This window comes from Bifidobacterium sp. ESL0732 (assembly GCF_029395535.1).
GTDB lineage: Bacteria > Actinomycetota > Actinomycetes > Actinomycetales > Bifidobacteriaceae > Bifidobacterium.
This window is the reverse complement of the sequence record NZ_CP113920.1, coordinates 1466795-1485591: the sequence shown is the minus strand read 5'-3', so window position 1 is coordinate 1485591 and position 18797 is coordinate 1466795. Positions and strand designations below refer to the sequence as shown.

The following is an 18797-nucleotide window of genomic DNA, read 5'->3' as shown; positions in this document are numbered from 1 at the left end:
TCTACGCTTGATATCCAGTCCGCATGAGGTCAATGGAGACAAGGCGGCATGTCGATTTGCATGAGAGTGCGGCTTGTTGTCGATTGAGCGGCAAAGTGGGTTTTGGATAGCGAAAGTCCAAAATAGCGAAACACCGTCAAACGGATTGAGATTGCGTTTCCGTATCATTAGTTATAGTCTTAATGACTATAAGTGAGAAACAAACGTTTCTATTATTTCCGAGTAATCGAAGAAAGCAGACGAAAAGTTGATGGATCTTCTGGAACGGGCTCGTGGCGCATTGACCGGTCTGGCAATAGGCGACGCGCTGGGAATGCCGACACAGAGCATGTCGCATGCCTCCATCGTCAAAGCTTATGGCGGACCGATACAAGACTTTCGTGATGCGGTTGACGACCAGCCGATTGCTCCTTCGATGAAGGCGGGGTCGGTAACCGATGACACCGATCAGGCTTTCATTCTGGCCCATAGACTGATTGAAGATGGCGGCGATCTCGACGTCATGGCGTATGCGCAGGATTTGCTGGCTTGGGAGCAACGGATGCGGGCGAAGGGATCGCTGGATCTGCTCGGGCCTTCCACCAAGGCCGCTCTGGAAAAGCTTTCGCAGGGCGTATCGCCTGAATTGACAGGTAAATATGGCACCACCAACGGCGGCGCCATGCGGTCAGCACCGGTCGGCATTGCGTTCGCGCCCGGTGAGGCTTTGTGTGCTGCGGCTCGCCGATCCTGCATTGTCACGCACAACACCACACAGGGGATTGAGTCCACCACGTTGATTGCTGCTGTGGTGAGTTTTGGGCTCGAAGGTGGAGATCTTAAAGACAACATGCGTAAAGCGGTTTCTTTGGTGCTTGGGTTGAACCATTTTGGCTCTTGGAGTGCCAAGGCTTCAGTGGTTGCGAGGGTGAAAGCTGTGCTCGGTTACCTTGATTCGGCCTCTGGAAAGGCTGCTTGCTGCGAAGACGATGACTTTGCTGCATTCCTTCGCGATATCGTCGGCACCAGCGTCGAGGCCAACGAATCGGTTCCCGCTGCGTTCGCCATAGCCTATAGATTTGCAGACAAGCCGTTTGAAGCCTTGTGCCTCGCGGCGTCACTGGGAGGGGACACGGACACGATGGCTGCGATGGCCGGGGCGATGCTTGGCGCTGCGTATGGGCCTGACGTGTTCGGCAAGGAACAGGTGCAGAAGGTCGAGAAGCAAAACTCGATCGATGTGGATGGGGTCGCTGCCGGATTGATTGCGCTGAGAAACCGCGGTGAGCAATGAACGTCGTCGACCATTCCACCGTTTTATCGTTTTCGGGTAATGGTTTGCCGACGGATAAGCATTCTTTGCAGGGCTCGGTGATTTCGCTCGGGCAGGCGATAGTGGACGTCTCGATGCAGATCGACGCCATCCCGAACCCCGGTGAGAATCTCTTCGCGGATCATAGCCAGACCGTGGCCGGAGGTTGCGGTTTCAATGTGCTCTACGCGGCTCGGGCGATGGGAGCAAGAGCTTCTCTCGGCTCTGCATTGGGCTCTGGCCCTTGGGCTGATGTCCTCAAAAATGCGCTCTCGCAAAACGACATCGAGCATACGGGTATGAACCTGAAAGGCGAGGACTCCGGTTTCTGTGTGGCGTTGACGGATAAATGCGCCGAACGCACATTCATTTCCACGCGTGGTGCCGAATGCCATGTGCCGAAAGCGGCTTTCGATAAGATTCATCCCAGTGGCAACGACGTGGTTCATCTCAGCGGTTTCACGCTGGTCTCTGATACGGCAGCAGCTTTGTTATCGTTTTTGGGCAGGACTCGGCAACAGCGTTTCACGGCGGTTTTCGACGTTTCGCCTGTCATCGGCGAAGTCGATTCGGCGACGTTGGAGCGGATGGTTGAATATCGGCCGATATGGACGTGCAACGAGAGCGAAGCCGATTTGCTGGCGTGCAGAATGGGAATGGTGAAAGACCATCCCGCGAAAGATTCTTTTGATAAGACGGCGAAAACGTCATCCTCTCAATATCGATTTTCAAGTATATTCGAACGCTACTCGCGACTTGCACAGGCGCTGAATGCACCTCTCGTCGTTCATTGCGGCTCTAAGGGAGCGTGGTTGTGTCTGCCTGGTTTTCCTCCCCAGCTGATTCCCGCTTTTCCGGCTCAGGCTGTGGACACCAACGGTGCCGGCGATTGCCATACGGGAGTGTTGTGCGTGTCGTTGCTGATGGGTGGGAGCTTGCGCGAGGCCGTATCGTTGGCCAATCTTGCGGCCTCAATTTCGGTCGAAAGTAGGGGCGCGGCTACCTGCCCGCCCCTGCTGCGCATTGTATCGGATGTTCACTTCAAAGAAGCGCTTTTGTGTGATGACACACGGTCTTTGCTCGATAGATTGTCCAGCAAAGAACAACAGGAAGGTAAATTATGAGTGATGAAGGGAAAAGTTCGTCGCTGAGCGTCGAGGAACAAGGCATCGACGTCATCGACGAATCCGAACGAAAAGGCAAGCCCTCGAGCCTGTTCTGGCCTTGGTTCGCGGCCAACATCTCGGTGCTTGCCATGTCGTACGGAGCGTGGGCTTTGGGCTTCGGAATTTCGTTCTGGCAGGCGGCGGTGACCACCATTATCGGCGTGGTGGCCTCGTTCCTGCTGGTCGGCATCGTCTCGATCGCGGGCAAACGCGGCAACGCGCCGACCATGGTGATCACCCGCGCCATCTTCGGCGTCAAAGGTGCAAAGGTACCTGCAGCGATGTCGTGGATTGCGACGCTGGGCTGGGAGATTTCTCTGACGGTGACGGCGGTGCTCGCGATGGCCTCCACACTGCAGAAGCTCGGCATGGGCTCTGGGCCTACGGCCAAGATCATCTCCGCTGTCGTGGTCGTGGGGCTTGTGGTGGTGGCCGGCATCTTCGGCTATGACCTCATCATGAAATGCCAGCAGGTCATCACCATCGTCACGGGAATCGTGACCATCGGCTTCTTCATTCTGGGCTGGGACAGCATCGATTTCTCGAAGATCGGCAGCGCTCCTTCCGGCGGTCTGCCGGCGATGCTCGGTTGCTGCCTGTTCGTAATGACTGGTTTCGGCCTGGGCTGGGTCAACGTGGCCGCAGATTATTCGCGCTACCTGCCGCGTAATTCCTCCAATACCGGCATCGTGGCGTGGACCACGTTCGGCGCTTCCATCGCCAACGTCTTGCTGATTATCTATGGGCTGTTGCTTGCCGTCTCAAACGGTTCGCTGTTGAAGCAGGTCGGTCTCGACCCGGTCGGCGCGATGGCCTCGATTCTGCCGACATGGTATCTGGTGCCGTTCACGCTGGTGGCCGTGCTGGGGCTGATGTCCGGGGCAATCATGGACAACTATTCCAACGGTCTTGCCCTGCTTTCCTTCGGTATCAAACTGCCGCGTACCGTGGCCGCCGCCCTTACCGCGGTGCTGACCGTCATCGGCGTCATTTACGTAACCTTCTTCTCCGAGACGTTCATCGGACCGTTCCAAGGATTTCTGATTACGCTTGGCGTGCCAATGGCCGTCTGGGCCGGCATGTTCGTGGCAGACGTGTTGATGCGCAAGCGCGATTACGACGGTGCAGATCTCTATGATCCTGCCGGTCGTTACGGATCATGGAACATCAAGGCACTGGTGATTCTGGTCGTCGGCACGGTGCTTGGCTGGGGTCTCGTCGTCAATTCGTCGGCGAGCTGGCTGAGTTGGCAGGGCTATCTGCTTTCTCTTTTCGGCGGAAAATCCGGTATCTGGGCCCAAGCCAACCTCGGCGTCATCGTGGCGCTGGTGGTCGGCCTACTCGGAACCTTGATTTTCCAACGTGGTGACATCAAGCGACAGGAAGGAATCGACTGATGATTGACGAGAATGAATGGCTGGTGGTTGTGGACCGTCAGAAGGTGTTCGCACAAAGTGATTGGTCGGATTGGGCGTGTGCTGATGGCACTTATTATGCCACCGACGAACCGTTCCAGCGTCTGGCCAAAGCATACGGCGACCGGGTGGCCTATACCCGCTATATCGCTCCCGACAAGCCGCAGGACGCATGGATTGACTATTTCAAAGACTGGCCGCAGTTCCTCGTGCCGTCGGATGACCCGATGTATGACTTCACCGACGAAACGGCGGAACTCGCCAAAGGCCATTCCGTAGTGAGCAAGACGACGTTCGGCAAGTGGGGAACTGAGCTCAAAAACGCGGTTCAGGGCGCCAAGAAGATTGCCGTGTGCGGGGTGGCGACCGACTGCTGTGTTCTCCAGACTGCGTTGGCCGCCGCCGATGACGGTGTCGCCGTCAGGCTGGTTGAGGACGCTTGTGCGGGCAGCACTCCTGAGAATCAGAAGCTGGCCATCGAGACGATGAAGCTGTTCACGCCGCTGATCACAGTGACCGATACCAAGGAATTGCTGGGCTGAGTGCCGGTGTCTGTATTGCTGCGTTTCACACGATCCGAATTTCTTTCATACAAGAATAGGAGATATCCCCTCGTGTCGTAACGATGCATTTCTTGAACAAGAAAAAGCCGCCTGTCATAACAAATGATAGGCGGCTTCCTGCGTTTCGATAATGATTCGTGATGTGTTCTCGCAATCGCTATTGGGCGCCCGTGTGATGTGGGCTATCATCGAATACATAGTGTGGAGTTCGATTGGCGATGTTCGCAGGCTGGCGGGATGGCTTGGTTTTAAGCGGGAGGTACAAGATGGAGACGGCTGATGGTGAGGAAGTGCTTACAGACGAGGGATACGATGCCTTTGACGAGGAGCGTTGGGCTCCCGAACCACCAAAATCCCAGTCCCGCACCGCCTTCCAGCGTGACCGTGCGCGTCTCATTCATTCTTCAGCCCTGCGCAGGCTCGGCGCGAAAAGCCAGATTCTTGTGGCCGGAACCGACGATTTCGCGCGAACCCGGCTGACGCATACGCTTGAGGTCGCCCAGATCGGCCGTCAGATCGGTTCGATGCTCGGCTGTGACCCGGACGTGGTCGATTGTGCCTGCTTGGCTCACGACCTCGGCCATCCGCCCTTTGGTCACAATGGGGAACGGGTGCTGGCCGACATCGCCTCGGGCATCGGCGGTTTCGAGGGCAACGCTCAGACCTTGCGGTTGCTCACGCGGCTGGAACCGAAAATCTTCCATGCGGACGGTCGTTCCGCAGGGGTCAACCTGACGCGTGCCTCGCTCGATGCGGCAGTGAAATATCCGTGGACTCTTGCCGAGGCCTCACAACACCCGAAAGGGGAGCGGAGCCTGAAATTCTGCGTCTATCCGGATGATGTCGACGTGTTCAATTGGCTCAAAATCGGCGCTCCGAAGGATGCCAAGCCGATGGAATGTCAGGTCATGGACCTCTCCGACGACATCGCCTACAGCGTCCACGACGTAGAAGATGCCATCGCCACCGGTGCCTTCAACCCGCTTGCCTTGGCCGATTCCCGCGTTCTTGATGGCATCGTGAAGGTCACCCGTGAATGGTACGGCAAGCAATGGGACGCCGACGAACTGCTCGAAGCATTGCACCGCTTGAAAAAGTGGCATATGTTCCCCTCGCACTTCAACGGGTCGAGAGAGGCGCTCGCGCAGCTGAAGAACATCACCAGCTCGCTGATTGGCCGGTTCGCCAGCTCCGTGGAACAGGCGACGCGTGAAAAGTACGGGCAGGGCCCGCTGACGCGCTACAGCGCCAATGTCGTCATTCCCGACGAGACCAATTATGAAATCGTTGCTCTGAAGGGCATTGCCGTGTACTTCGTTATGGCGCCGCGTGAACGCGAGCCGTTGCACGATCAGGAGCAACAGATCGTCACCGACCTGGTCGACGTGCTGATGGCCGATTCTCCGCGACCCTCCGACGCGTTGGAAACCGTGTTCATCGAGGACTGGAACGAATCCACCAACGACGACGAACGTCTGCGCGTGGCCATCGATCAGGTGGCCAGCCTTACCGACGGTTCCGCGATGACTCTGCATTCCTTGATTTGTTAGCATCGGAAGGCTGGTCTGTCGGGCTGAAAGTTACCGATAGTCAGTCGTTTACAAGCCTAAAATGGCTGAATCGTTTCTCGGTTCTGCCGGAATCAAGAAACCTTGATTTTTATTTCTGCAGGTTCATTTTGATTGTCCCCATGCATAGCGCGCGGTAAGGTGAATAGTTATGGCTGGAATGATTCTCAAAGCGGACGTAGAAAAGGTGCGTGCCACAGCGGACCTTTACGATATCGTGTCGTCGACGGTGACGCTCAAAGCGGCGGGCACCGGTACTTTCATGGGTTTGTGCCCCTTCCACGACGAGAAAACCCCCAGCTTCAGCGTTCGTCCCTCTCTTGGAGTCTGGCATTGCTTCGGTTGTGGACTTGGCGGGGACGTTTTCGCCTACGTCGAGCATCGCGAGAACATCGATTTCCGTGAGGCCGTGGAACTTCTTGCCGACAAATATCACATCGAACTGCATTACGAAAAAAGTGATGGCAGCAGGGAAGAACATCACGGCTCCAAGCGTGCCCGCTTGCTCGAGGCCAACGAGGAGGCGCAACGCTTTTTTGTCTCCCAGATCATGACACCGGAGGCGCTTGCAGCTCGAAAGCTCTTGGGTGGCCGCAACTTCAGCCAGGCCGATTGCCAGCGTTTTGGCTGTGGCTATGCTCCGCAAGGTTGGGATAATCTTGTCCGGCATCTGGCGAGCAAAGGATTCACCCAGCAGGAGATGCTGGACGCCGGCCTCGCACGTCAAGGGCAGCGCGGCATTTATGACTATTTCCGTGGTCGCGCCACATGGCCTATCCGCGATTCCACAGGGCGTACGCTCGGCTTCGGTGCCCGCAAGCTTTATGATGACGACAATATCAATGCCAAGTACATCAACACTCCCGATACACAGCTTTACCGCAAGACACAGGTGCTGTACGGCATCGACCTGGCCAAATCCAGCATCGTAAAGAAACGCCAGGCCGTCATCGTCGAAGGCTATACCGATGTGATGGCCTGCCATCTGGCCGGCATCGACACCGCCGTGGCCACCTGCGGCACGGCGTTCGGGGAGGATCACGCCAAAATCATCCGTCGTCTGATTTCCGACGATTCCTTGGGTGCCGTCCAGCTTGTCGGCCCGTTGAAGGTCGAAGGCCAATCCCTGAGCTCGCGTATCGTTTTCACCTTTGACGGTGATGCTGCAGGGCAGAAGGCTGCCATCCATGCGTTCGGCTTGGATTCCGCATTCCTTTCCCAGACCTTCGTGGCCGTTGCCGACAACAACCTTGATCCTTGCGACCTGCGCATCCAGCAAGGCAACGAGGCGGTTCGCTCGCTGATCGACCATGCCAAGCCACTGTATGATTTCGTCATCGACACCGCTATCAATCGCTTCGACACCTCCTATACCACTGGCCAGATGGGTGCGGTGAAGGCCGTGGCGCCTTTGATTGCCCAGATTCGTGACCGTTCCTTGCTCGACATTTACACGCGCAAGGCGACTCGTCGCATCGGCGTGGACCTCGACATCATGCGCCGTGAAGTCAACAATGCCAGAAGGCGATTGCATGTGCGCGAGGACGATGCATATGCGCCAAAACGCCGAAACGGCAACGGCCCTGATATGTATGGACGAAGCAATGAAAACAGCTATGCTAATCCGGCGGCGCGTAAGGCCTTGCAGCACCGCGATGCTGCCGATCAGGCCTATTTCCGTGTCGATGACGCCGTGTTCATCTGCGAGCAGCAGTTCATGGCTGTGCTCATTCAGGTGCCGCGCGCCATCAACGGCAACGCGTTCGCGCGTCTTACCCTTGCCGATTTCATGACCCCGGTTTTCCGCACGCTGTTCCAGGCGATCGCCGCAGCCGGCGGTCTGCCCGACAACACCACGCCGCAGGGGCTTTGGATGCACAACCTCACCAAGGCCGGCGGGCCGATGCTTGAGCAGGTCATCAACGAGCTGGCCGTCATGCCGCTGCCATTGCCGGGTGGCGACGATAAGAACGGCAATGCCAACGATGCGAATGTCGGAGAAGCAGCCATGAATGGTGCCGATGTGCCCAATCCGGCCGCCGCCCAGCTCCGCGCACCGACCCCGGAGGAGCAACGCTACGCCGCGGAACTGACCGCACGGCTGCTTGATGTAGGCTATATGCGCCGTATCGGTGCCGCCAAGCGCAAGATGGCGCAGATGCCTGACGGTGAAGAGAAAATCAGAATTTTAGGGGAGATCACCAATATGGAGACCGCTCGAAAGGATTTGCAGGCTCAGGTCTACGGCAATGCCGTCGCCTGAGTGCGCTGTCGTCCGCAACGTGACAAGCCGTAACAAATTTCTTCGATTTTTTTTAAAATTTTGGTCGCCTTTGTATCGCACAAAAGAGGCCAATGAAATCTAGGATTTTTTCTTCGTTTTTCCGTACTGTAAATTGGAATGGTCGCTAAAAGCCTGTTTTTTCGTACTTTTCTACTCTGAAATACCCATACAATAGAAGTTAAGAGAACGCATACACGTATTGCTGTGCAGGCTAGGTTCTTGCCGGCATGTGTCTTCGTCGGCCGTCATATCGGCTTTGTGATGGATGGGGAAACTGGATGATTGTGATGTTTGGGTGTGCCATGTGGCAATGGCGTTTTTCGATAGGACTGCATCGATGAGACGCGGTCATGATGTCAGATATTTCCGTCTCCCGATTCGGCTGGTGTATTGATGCGCAAGTGGATCGTCAAGGAACTGAAAAACGACACCATTTTGGTGGTGGCGACGATACTCGCCATCATTTCCTGTTTTATCGTTCCACCGGACCGTCAGTACCTTGGCTACATCCATATGAACACCATTTCACAGCTGGTTTGCCTGATGCTTGTGGTTTGCGGATTCCAGCGCATCGGCGTTTTCCACATCATCGGCACTAAGCTGCTCGAGCACGTGCATACCGAAAGCGCTTTGGTAATCGCGCTAGTTTCTCTAACGTTTTTCTCGGCGATTTTCATTACCAATGACGTCTCTTTGGTGACGTTCATCCCCTTTGCGATTTCCGTTTTGGTGATGGCGAAGATGGAAGACAAGGCCGTCCTGGTGGCCACGCTGATGACCATTGGTGCCAATACCGGCAGTATGTTGACACCTGTCGGCAACGCTCATAACCTTTATCTCAAATCCGTTTCCAAGATGCCGACTTCAGAGTTTCTGACTGTGATGGGGCCGTTCTCGTTGGCTTCCGCAATAATGCTTCTTGTTGTCATCCTCGTCATGTTCCGCCGTCGTAGCAGCCAGGCGGATTTTGCAGGGCTTGGGCACAAGGGCATTGAGCAATCGCTTTTCGCGCCGCAAAGCGACGGGAAGCCGGATGAGATCCGCGTGCTCAACTACGGCGCAGGCTATGGCGGCTGGCGTGCAATCGTTTATGTCGTCTTGTTCCTGATCTGCATTTTCACAGTCAGCGGTTCGATTCCGCTGTGGCTCATGTGCGTTTTGGTGTTCGGCGCGTTCCTGGTCTGCGATCGTCATGCGTTCCTCAAGGTCGACTGGACTTTGCCCCTCACTTTCGTGATGTTCTTCATCTTCATCGGAAATATGCGCCGTGTGCCGGAGTTCTCAAATTTTGTGGCCTCGATTGTCAACCAGCACCCGATGGAAGTCGCCGTCGCCTCCAGCCAGCTCATCAGCAACGTGCCTACTTCCATCCTGCTTTCCGGCTTCTGCAGCCAGTGGCGCGAGCTGATTATCGGCACGAACTTGGGTGGGCTGGGTACGTTGATTGCTTCGATGGCATCACTGATCTCCTACCAGCAGATCGCCCGCAAATATCCTGATAAGAAGAGTCATTATCTTCTTGTATATACTGTGGTCAATGTGCTGTTCTTGGCGGTTTTGCTTGGGTTGGCACTGATCATCAACTGATTCAATACAAATATATTAAGTGTACCGGTCTGGTGGGCTCATTGTCGATAAAATAATTGAGTGATTAATGCCAACGTCAAGGATTCGGAGTTAGGCGAGAGAGTATTTGGTGGCTCGTGAATGTCCGACTTGCTTCAATTTGCCCTCGTTCACGAGTTTTTTCAATACATAAGAAGTCTGACCTTCACTGGTACCAAGGCCGGTTTGGATTTGTTTTCGGCTTAAAGCCGTTCCGCGTTGCGCAATGAACGCCATGGTCATTTCGTCAACGGACTCAATCTTGAATTGCTGCGATTCCGTGCCGACCGGTTTCGATTTGTCATAACTCGGAGTGATTTGTGCGGTGTGGTTGATCGGTGATTCCTGAGAGGTGTTAGTGTATGACTGCCATGATTTTTCACTAGCAAAAATTAATGAAGGCAACGAAGTTGCGCTTAACACGCGGCTTCCGGTAAGAGCTTCGGCAGGAATAGTCGTGAAAAGATGGCCGCCTAACGGGAACGTATAGCGTTTCGCTTTGCCCGACCCATTGTCGGGATTGTTGTTACCATCATTGTGCGTTCTGCTTTCCGGGTCATCGGTACTGTCGTCGGCAAGATGGGGCTCTGGCAGCTCAGAATCCAGTACGGGCTTCGGCAGAATCATCGCCACCGATCCAGGGCCGACACGCAGCTGCGGACTGGCAAGGCTTTGCGAGTAGGCATCGAGGATGCGTTGCACGCCTGTGCCGTAGTTCTCGCTCAAGTGCAGGGCTTCGAACACGTCGGCAAGCCAATAGTTACGTGACTCGCTTACACCGTTGAGCAAATCGTTGACCTCGAAACCGTCGACCAGACCGCCGGGAGAAACGATTTCGATACTGGAGTCGAAAATGCTGATCAGAATAGGCCCGTTCTTGTCGTAATCGCGGTGCAAAACGGCGTTGACCAGCGATTCGCGCAGAGCTGTCTGTGGCCATGCATTTTCGAGGTTGTGCTGGTTCAGAAACATCATCGTGGCGTCAATCTGGTTCAAAACCGAGCCGGAAACGTTTTTTCGTTCTTCTAGATTCGTCTTGGTATCGCCTTCGAATACTGCACATTTGACGAGATAGGGGCATTGGTCGGAAAGCAGTAGTGCCGTATTCGTAGCTTGCTTCTCGACGTCGAAAAGATGTAGCAGCATCCGGTTTTCGTCGCACCATTTGATTCCTGCTGAAGCAAATGCAGGTTTCGCGTATTCAAAGGTCAGGTTCTGATTCGCGCTCACACGATGGTCGAAAGGAAGTGCCGCAGAAAATGGCCCGATGGTCTGTCGGGCTTCATCGTAGTCAGCTGTATGGGGCATTCCCTCGTCCGTATCCATGACTCGAGTTTATCGTCACTTTACGACACGAATAGCAGGTTTCCATTGCAATTCCGCCATATTTCCGCACTTGCGTAGTCGCTGTACCGCATTCTTCGGCCATTCTTCGTATCCCCCAATTGACATGCCGAACATCGGCCATTTCCGACTCGATATAGTCGCGGCCTAGGGGAAAACAATGACTTTCGGCACTGGGCACGACGCCGTGAGATGTGTGAGGATGAAACCATGAGCACACAACGTACTACAATATATCAATCTTCCGTTGATACAGGGTCTCAGCGGACGGACGGATCAGTACCCTCGGTCATGGCCGATGGTCTGTCGATGACGGTCTCGCCGCGCAAAGGCGATTCGGTCACGATTCTGAAGGATGTAGATTTTCGCGCCTATCCCGGCCAGATGACGGCCATCGTCGGTCCGTCCGGATCCGGCAAGTCGACGCTGCTCTATTGCCTGGCCGGTCTCGAGACGTTCACCAAAGGCACGGTCACGCTGCTCGGCACACCGATCAACGGTATGAAACCCACGAAGCTGACCAAGTTTCGTCGCAACCATATGGGGTTCGTTTTCCAGTCCTATAACCTGGTGGCCAGCATGAGCGTGGAGGAGAACCTTGCGTTGCCATTCACGCTGCGCGCCTCCCGTTTCCCTCGCAAGAAGGCGCAGAGCATATTGGACTATTTCGGCTTGGGGCGCCAGCGCAAGGCTAGCGTGACCGAGCTTTCTGGGGGCGAGCAGCAGCGTGTGGCGTTGGCCCGGGTACTCTTGACCAGCCCAGATATCATCTTTGCCGACGAGCCTACAGGTGCACTGGATCAAGTAAACGGACGAAAGGTGATCGAGGTGCTGCGCGATGTGGCGAGAGATCCCAAGAAGACGGTCGTAATGGTGACGCACAGCCCTGAGATCGCCAAGCAGTGCGACCGGATCGTCGAGGTGCGCGATGGCAGAATCGCGCAGGCTGCATGGTCCGATGACCCTCGTAGCGAGGTGAACGCATGAAAGGCATATTGAAGGACTTGAAAGCCGCGCCGCTGGTCTGGGGTGCGGTTGGCTTGGTGCTGGTCATGGGACAGTATACATTGTCGCTCTTCATGGCGTTGCAGGAATCGCTGAAACGAGCCTGCGATGCCGGCTGCACCGGTCCCCGCCGTGACATCGCCGACATGATCGACCTGCCGATGTTCTTTCTGATTGTGATGTTCGTCTTCGTGGTGCTCTGGGTGGTCTCCTCGGCCTTGAAACAGCGTCGACGTCAACTGGCGCTGTTGGTGCTTCAGGGCGCCACGCCGGTCCAGCTGCTGATACGTACGATTGTGGTAGTCGCGGTCTTGTTCGTGCTGGCGAACGTGGTGGCGTTCGTCTTGGTGCCGCCTGTTGCTCGGCGTTTCTATTGGTTCTACTTGCCGATTTTGCAGGACACGGGGAGTTTCCTGCCCTACGTCGGTACGGGCGTGTATTCGGCCTTGGTCAAGGGGGCGGAGTTCGGCGGGGTTACGGTGCTGGTCGGTACGGTGTTCACCATGCGTTCCATGGCGCGGATCAGCCCGATCGAGGCGTTGCGGCAGTCGCAGAATCCGCCGCGTCGCCTTGGTGCCCGCCGTTGGACGTTTGTCGTGCTGCTGCTGGCGGCGGCTGCGATGCTGCTCTCCCTGTCGAGTATGACGCTGAAGCGTGCGAGCCGCGCCGCGATCATGGCGGGCAAGGCCGTTTCCGATTCGACCGGGACCATGCTGCTGCTGACCGTCATTGGCGGCATGTTCCTCATGGTGTTCGCGCTGGCTTTGGCCGCGCCTGCCGTACTGGGACGGTTCACCTCATGGTGGACGTCCATTCCTGTGCCGTCTGCCACCTGGAGGCTGGCCGGGCAGCAGTCGAGTGGCCGTATCGACCGGCAAAGCGGCACGGTGATGCCCTTGGTGATCGGACTGGCCATGACGATGACGGTATCCAGCGCGATATCCACGTCCGCTTCGACCATGGACCATGTCGCGCCGGGAGTCAAAGGGTATGAGGCCGCAGGACTCGACAGGATCCTCGCCATCTTGGCGCCCGCGCTGGTGGTGGCTTTGGCAGGCGTCGTGGCCGGGCTCTGCATTTCGGCCGGCGAACGCAGGATCGACGCCGCGTTGACCTACGTGGCCGGTGCCGAGGTCGGCCAGCTGCGGGTTCTGTCGTTCCTGGACGGCGCGATCATGGCGGCAAGTGCGGTTTTCCTTGCCTTCATCATCACGAATGTGGCGTTGCTTTCCATTGATTCCGGCCTGTTGAAACTGGTGGGTGCTTGCGTGCCGAACCTGCAACTGGCCGGTTGGCTCGGCATCCTCGTCATCGCTGTTGTCGTAGGGGCCGTGGCCACGGGCGTTCAGGGAATGGCCACCCGGTATCAGGACTCCGTGCGCATCATCGCCTCCGCAATCGGGGAATGATGCATGGCTGATGTTCAGGGGATAATCGGAATGTCCCGATTATCCCGTCCGTATCGGGGTGCTAGTCCAGCGTTCCGTTGAGTAGTGCGGTCAGTTCGGTACGGTTGCGGACATTCAGAGCCGAGAAAATGCGGCTGACATGGTTCTTCACGGTTCCGGTCGAGAGGAACAGTTTTGAGGCGATTTCGGAATTGGTCATGCCTTGGGCCACGAACGAGGCGATTTGCTGGTCCCGTGGTGTCAAAATTGAGGTTGATGGATTCTCGGCGTTGCCGTTGTCGTCGGTGTTACCGTCATGATCGGAGTTGTCGGATTGTGCAAGAAGACGGATGACGTGTGCCGTGGCGCTGGCGCCGATGACCTTCCCTCCGGTAGCCGCGGTATGGATGGCGGCGTTCAGCTCGGAAGTGGAGACGTCTTTGAGCAGATAACCCACGGACCCGGCCTTCATTGAGGCGATGAGGTTGTCATCCTCGTCGAAGGCTGTCAAGAGGATGCATTTGATGCCGGGATAATCGGCGTGCAGCCGGGAGATGAGTTCCGTGCCGCTCATCTGCGGCATACGCGCGTCGATGAGCGCGACGTCGATGGAATCGAGCGTGGCTTTGTCCAACGAGAGCACTGCTTTGCCACTGAGTTTCTGTGCCGCGATTTCTACGTCGGGCATGAAGGAGATGAGTTCGGCAAGGCCGGTCAGGATGAGCTCCTGATCATCCACGATCAGCAGGCGAATGCGCTTGTTTGTCCCGGCCATTGATGAAGCGTCCGTCATTTGTGTGCCGTCCTTTCCGCTTCCGCATCGCCTGTCAGCGGAACCGTCAGGGTCACGCTGGCGCCGCCGAGTTCCTGTGATTCGCCGAGGGTGAGTGTTCCGCCCGCTTGCCGGGCGCGTTGACGGAGGGACGCGAGGCCGAAACCGTGCTCGATGTCTTCGGCATCGATGCCAGGTCCGTCATCCTCGACGCTCAGTGTTGTTTCTTCTCCGCCGACGATGATGGTCAGATTGACTTTGGTGGCGTGGGCGTGGCGGACAGCATTGGTCAGCGTCTCCTGCATGGCTCGGAATACCAGGGTTTGCATATCGGCATTGAGTAGGTTTACGCTGCCGATGATGTCGGTGTGCATCGTAAGACCGGCGTCGGCAAAGGAACGGGCCATCGCCTCGATGGAATCGTTGGTGAGTGTCTGGCCCAACGCCGAGGGGTCGAGCGCCCGTGCCATTTGCCGGACTTCGGACAAGGCGTCCTTGACGATGGCGTCGGCTCTGATGATTGGTTTGTTGATGACCGCCCGTTCGTCGTCGGTGAGGTTTTCGACGCTGGCTGAGGCGTTGAGCGCGGATTCATGGGCGTAATGCATGGCGGTGAGCTGTTGGCCGATGGAATCGTGCATCTCACTGGCCATGCTGGCGCGCTCGCGGGAAAGCGTCAGCGACTCGATGGTGTCAACGTCGTGCGCGAGCTGTGCATTGGCCCGTTGGAGCTTCGTTGATTGGGTGGTATAGACCATGAACAGAATGCCGGCGAGCAGTATATACAGTGCCATGACAAGAAAATACATGCTGTGATAGCTGGATAGGTTATTCAACCTAGGTGTCAGCACCCACATCAACGGTGCCGACACCACAATGGCGACGTAGCCGAAAATCGGACCGAAGAGCAGCGAGGCCTCCGCCTCGACGATGTAGGTCAGCAACTGCCCGCCGTGACGCATAAACGGCGACGCCCAGATGCACACGGCGATCAAAGCCAATGCGGCAACACGTTGCCAGACCAGTCTGGGAGCTTTGAGCATGGCAACATAGAGCAAGAGCGCGAGTGCCGGTTGCAGCCACAGCAGCAGGCGACGACCCATATACGCGGAATCGGGGAACTGACAGACGAATCCCAAAGCGAAGATCAGTACCGAATACCTGGGAAACTCGCGTGCCGGTGCGCTCAACATGGTGCGGAAACGAGATGATGCAGACTTGACCGGCAACGAGTGCTGGCTTTGTGTTGCGGCTGTCTTTGCCTTGGTATTGTTGCTCATCCTGGCTCCTGAAGTAATGATTCCAGTCTAACAAAGAGGCTGCCGGTATTCGTGTCTGTTATTCGATTGCAAATCGCAGGGCGAAAACGCTCATTCCGCGTTACTGCTACAATATTTACTTGGTGTTTGGCCCCGTAGCTCAGTTGGATAGAGCAACTGACTTCTAATCTGTAGGTCGCGAGTTCGAATCTCGCCGGGGTCACTTATGCAGGTGCGGCGGTGTCGTGGGTGGCAAAGCGGAAACAGTGAACTATCGGAATAAAGGATTTGGCAATGGCAACGAAACTCAACAAACGACAGATCAAACAGCTCAAGGCGCTGGCAAGCAAGATTTCGCCGATGCTGTGGATAGGCAAGAACGGGGTCACCGACGCCGCGGTCAAGCAAGCCTCGGAGACGCTCGAGTCTCACGAATTGCTCAAAGTCGTGGTACAGGATGGCTGCCCGGTCGATGAGCAGGAGGTTGGCGAGACCTTGGCCGGCCAGATCGGTGCGCAGCTGGTACAGGTCATCGGCCATCGTTTCGTGCTCTACCGGCCTTCGAAGAAGCCAGGAGCCGAGAAGATCGAGCTCGTTCGATAGTCATAAGCCATCAGACTCATGCCTTGTATGCCACCGGTAGTCGCCGGTGGCATTTTTTGAAAAGAATCGTACGTTTCACGTGTCGTTGGCAGTCCAGTTTTTTTCGCAGCTGCCGCGTAGAGTGGGAACCGGGTTTGTCCCCAAGGATACCGGAGGTATCATGGCAACTGAAACGCCACAAGTAGCAGTGATTATGGGTTCGGCAAGCGATTGGGAGACGATGCGTCACGCTTGCGAGACCCTCGACCAGTTCAATGTCTCCTATTCAAAACAAGTCATTTCCGCCCATCGCACGCCTGATCTGATGGCAGATTTTGCGCATAACGCTCGCAGTAACGGCATCAAGGTCATCATCGCAGGGGCCGGGGGAGCCGCGCATCTTCCGGGTATGGTCGCCGCGCAGACCACGTTGCCGGTTATCGGTGTGCCGGTGCAATCCCATGCGCTTTCCGGCATGGATTCCCTGCTCTCCATCGTCCAGATGCCCGGCGGCGTACCGGTGGCGACGATGGCCATCGGCAATTCTGGGGCTACGAACGCCGGTCTTTTGGCCGTGAGCATGCTGAGCGTCAACGACGATACGCTGGCCAAGGCGCTTGAAGAATATCGTGAGCAGTCGAAGAGGAAGGTGGCACAATCCAATGCCGAGCTTGTCTGAGGAAACTAACGGTAAAATCGAAACATTGATGCCAGGGGCGACCATCGGCATCATCGGAGGCGGGCAGCTCGGGCGCATGATGGCGCTTTCCGCGCGCTACCACGGCTTCCGTATCGGTGTGCTCGATCCGACACCGGATTGCCCGGTCGCCCAGGTCGCCGATTTTCAGGTCACCGCCGATTACGACGACAAAAAGACCATCCGCGAGTTGGCGGAACGCAGCGATGTGCTTACTTACGAATTCGAGAATGCAGATGCCGACGCCATCGATGAGGTGCGCGGCAGCGTCGCTGTTCCGCAGGGAACCGATCTGTTGCGTGTCACCCAGGATCGTGTCTTCGAAAAGCAGTTTATTAACGATCACGGTACCGCTACCGCTCCTTGGCGTCAGGTCGACGACCTTACGGGACTCGACAAGGCCATCGAGGAAATCGGATATCCCGCAGTGCTCAAGACCCGTCGCGGCGGCTATGACGGCCACGGGCAGGTGGTGCTGCACGGGCCCGAAGATCTGGCCAAGGTTCATGAGCGCGACGAAAAGCAGGGGACGTTCCCGCCGTCTGTCTTGGAAGGTTTCGTCGATTTCGCTTTCGAGGCCTCGATTCTGATTTCCGGCAACGGCAAGGAATTCGTCACGTTCCCCATCGTTCGCAACGAGCATCGCCACAATATCCTGCATCTGACCATCGCGCCGGCGCAGGTCAGCGACGAAATTGCAGAAGAGGCTAAGGCGCTCGCGCTGCGCTTGGCCAAAGGCTTCGAACTGGCAGGCACGCTTGCCATCGAACTGTTCATCACCAAAGACGGTCGTGTGGTGGTCAACGAGCTCGCCCCGCGCCCGCACAATTCCGGTCATTACACCATCGAGGCCTGCTCCATCGACCAGTTCGACGCCCATATCCGCGGCATCGCAGGCTGGCCCCTTCCGCAGCCAAAACTGTTGAGCCCGGCGGTGATGGCAAACGTGCTGGGCCAGCACGTAGCCCCGACGCGCAAGTTGATTGGCAAGCATCCGGAGTGGTATGTCCATGATTACGGCAAGGCGGAAGTTCGTCAGGACCGTAAGATGGGCCATATCACAGTGCTCACCGATGATACGAAGCGTACGGTCGAGGAGCTTGAGGCTACGGGTTGTTGGAACGATTTGCGGCAGTAAACCGGTATCGTTTCTCTCCCTTTGTCGTGTTATCCGCTTTTGTGCGAAGTACTGTTACGAACTGGTCGTGTTTGCGTTCTGAGAGGGCAAAGGCCTTTTCAAGTCGTACAAATATAGGTAAAATAGTTTTATCTGTGATAGGACTGTCTTGGATATTTCCGTATTCAGACAGTCAAGCGATAGACCTGAATGAAAGAGGCTTGAAACGGTGACGACCTACGATCAACCGGATAAGCGACGTTCCATGAAAAGGATGCTTGGACGCGGCGGCAGGCGCGGCAGCCAGCATACTTGGCAGAAAGACGCCGTGATGAAGGCGCTTGCAGGTTGCGACGATTTCGTTTCCGCGCAGGATCTTTACAGGATCTTAAGCGAGGACGGTCAGGGCATTGGGCTTTCCACCGTTTATCGGCAGCTCAACGCGCTGGCTGATGACGGCAGGGCCGACACCATCCACCTGAACGATCAGCAGATGTTTCGTATCTGTGAGGATGGTGAGCACCATCATCATTTGGTCTGCGAGAACTGTGGTAAGACCGTGGAAATCGAACCACCCGAGCAGTGGGTGCGCAAGGTCGCCGAAGAGCATGGTTTTACGGTCAGTTCGCACACGTTGGAGGTCTTCGGATTGTGTCCTGATTGCCAAAGGCTGGAAGGTGCGGACTGAGATCAAAGAATAGATTTGATTCTTGAGTTTTATATTGCGTTTTTCGATTTTTC

16 protein-coding genes and 1 tRNA gene are annotated in these 18797 nt (G+C 56.3%); 14 read left to right on the top strand and 3 right to left on the bottom strand.

The features are described from left to right. Positions 1-250: 250 nt before the first annotated feature. The 7 genes from OZX70_RS05795 to OZX70_RS05765 all read left to right on the top strand — a co-directional run bounded on the left by OZX70_RS05795 (position 251) and on the right by OZX70_RS05765 (position 9874). Positions 251-1273 (top strand): ADP-ribosylglycohydrolase family protein, encoded by a 1023-nt coding sequence (locus tag OZX70_RS05795; RefSeq protein ID WP_277179807.1) that lies wholly within the window; start codon positions 251-253, stop codon positions 1271-1273. Further along, a complete protein-coding gene (locus OZX70_RS05790; RefSeq protein WP_277179805.1) occupies positions 1270-2415 on the top strand; it encodes a PfkB family carbohydrate kinase in 1146 nt (381 codons plus the stop codon). The genes OZX70_RS05795 and OZX70_RS05790 overlap by 4 nt, the downstream gene beginning before the upstream one ends. Next, positions 2412-3854: a cytosine permease gene (locus tag OZX70_RS05785; protein ID WP_277179802.1), complete on the top strand. Its 1443-nt coding sequence runs from the start codon at positions 2412-2414 to the stop codon at positions 3852-3854. Before OZX70_RS05790 ends, OZX70_RS05785 begins: the two co-directional genes overlap by 4 nt. Further along, positions 3854-4414: a cysteine hydrolase gene (locus tag OZX70_RS05780; RefSeq protein WP_277179800.1), complete on the top strand. Its 561-nt coding sequence runs from the start codon at positions 3854-3856 to the stop codon at positions 4412-4414. Before OZX70_RS05785 ends, OZX70_RS05780 begins: the two co-directional genes overlap by 1 nt. A gap of 287 nt (positions 4415-4701) precedes the next feature. Next, entirely contained in the window at positions 4702-5985 is a 1284-nt protein-coding gene (locus OZX70_RS05775; RefSeq protein ID WP_277179798.1) for a deoxyguanosinetriphosphate triphosphohydrolase, read from the top strand. 169 nt (positions 5986-6154) lie between these two features. Further along, positions 6155-8266, top strand: a complete 2112-nt coding sequence (dnaG, locus tag OZX70_RS05770) for a DNA primase (RefSeq protein WP_277179796.1) — start codon at positions 6155-6157, stop codon at positions 8264-8266. A gap of 414 nt (positions 8267-8680) precedes the next feature. Then, positions 8681-9874: an SLC13 family permease gene (locus tag OZX70_RS05765; protein ID WP_277179794.1), complete on the top strand. Its 1194-nt coding sequence runs from the start codon at positions 8681-8683 to the stop codon at positions 9872-9874. A gap of 90 nt (positions 9875-9964) precedes the next feature. On the opposite strand, the gene OZX70_RS05760 is transcribed toward OZX70_RS05765, so the two are convergent. Beyond that, positions 9965-11218 carry an ATP-binding protein gene (locus tag OZX70_RS05760; protein WP_277179792.1) on the bottom strand — a complete coding sequence of 418 codons (1254 nt, stop codon included), beginning with the start codon at positions 11216-11218 and terminating at the stop codon, positions 9965-9967. A 228-nt stretch (positions 11219-11446) separates the two neighbouring features. Between OZX70_RS05760 and OZX70_RS05755 the strand changes: the two genes are divergently transcribed. Next, positions 11447-12223, top strand: a complete 777-nt coding sequence (locus tag OZX70_RS05755; RefSeq protein ID WP_277179790.1) for an ABC transporter ATP-binding protein — start codon at positions 11447-11449, stop codon at positions 12221-12223. After that, entirely contained in the window at positions 12220-13650 is a 1431-nt protein-coding gene (locus OZX70_RS05750; RefSeq protein ID WP_277179788.1) for a hypothetical protein, read from the top strand. The genes OZX70_RS05755 and OZX70_RS05750 overlap by 4 nt, the downstream gene beginning before the upstream one ends. Before the next feature lie 61 nt (positions 13651-13711). Here OZX70_RS05750 and OZX70_RS05745 read toward each other — a convergent pair whose 3' ends face one another. Beyond that, positions 13712-14422, bottom strand: a complete 711-nt coding sequence (locus OZX70_RS05745) for a response regulator transcription factor (protein WP_277179785.1) — start codon at positions 14420-14422, stop codon at positions 13712-13714. After that, positions 14419-15681 carry a sensor histidine kinase gene (locus OZX70_RS05740; protein ID WP_277179783.1) on the bottom strand — a complete coding sequence of 421 codons (1263 nt, stop codon included), beginning with the start codon at positions 15679-15681 and terminating at the stop codon, positions 14419-14421. Before OZX70_RS05740 ends, OZX70_RS05745 begins: the two co-directional genes overlap by 4 nt. Positions 15682-15809: 128 nt before the next feature. Between OZX70_RS05740 and OZX70_RS05735 the strand changes: the two genes are divergently transcribed. From OZX70_RS05735 to OZX70_RS05715, 5 genes are all read left to right on the top strand, one after another. Further along, positions 15810-15883: transfer RNA gene (locus tag OZX70_RS05735), tRNA-Arg, on the top strand. A 71-nt stretch (positions 15884-15954) separates the two neighbouring features. Next, complete coding sequence (yhbY, locus tag OZX70_RS05730; protein ID WP_277179781.1) at positions 15955-16263, top strand: ribosome assembly RNA-binding protein YhbY; 309 nt, start codon at positions 15955-15957, stop codon at positions 16261-16263. A 160-nt stretch (positions 16264-16423) separates the two neighbouring features. After that, positions 16424-16921, top strand: a complete 498-nt coding sequence (gene purE, locus OZX70_RS05725) for a 5-(carboxyamino)imidazole ribonucleotide mutase (RefSeq protein ID WP_277179778.1) — start codon at positions 16424-16426, stop codon at positions 16919-16921. After that, positions 16905-18077, top strand: a complete 1173-nt coding sequence (gene purK, locus OZX70_RS05720) for a 5-(carboxyamino)imidazole ribonucleotide synthase (RefSeq protein WP_277179776.1) — start codon at positions 16905-16907, stop codon at positions 18075-18077. Before purE ends, purK begins: the two co-directional genes overlap by 17 nt. A 253-nt stretch (positions 18078-18330) precedes the next feature. Continuing rightward, positions 18331-18744 (top strand): transcriptional repressor, encoded by a 414-nt coding sequence (locus tag OZX70_RS05715; protein WP_277182128.1) that lies wholly within the window; start codon positions 18331-18333, stop codon positions 18742-18744. Positions 18745-18797 lie beyond the last annotated feature (53 nt).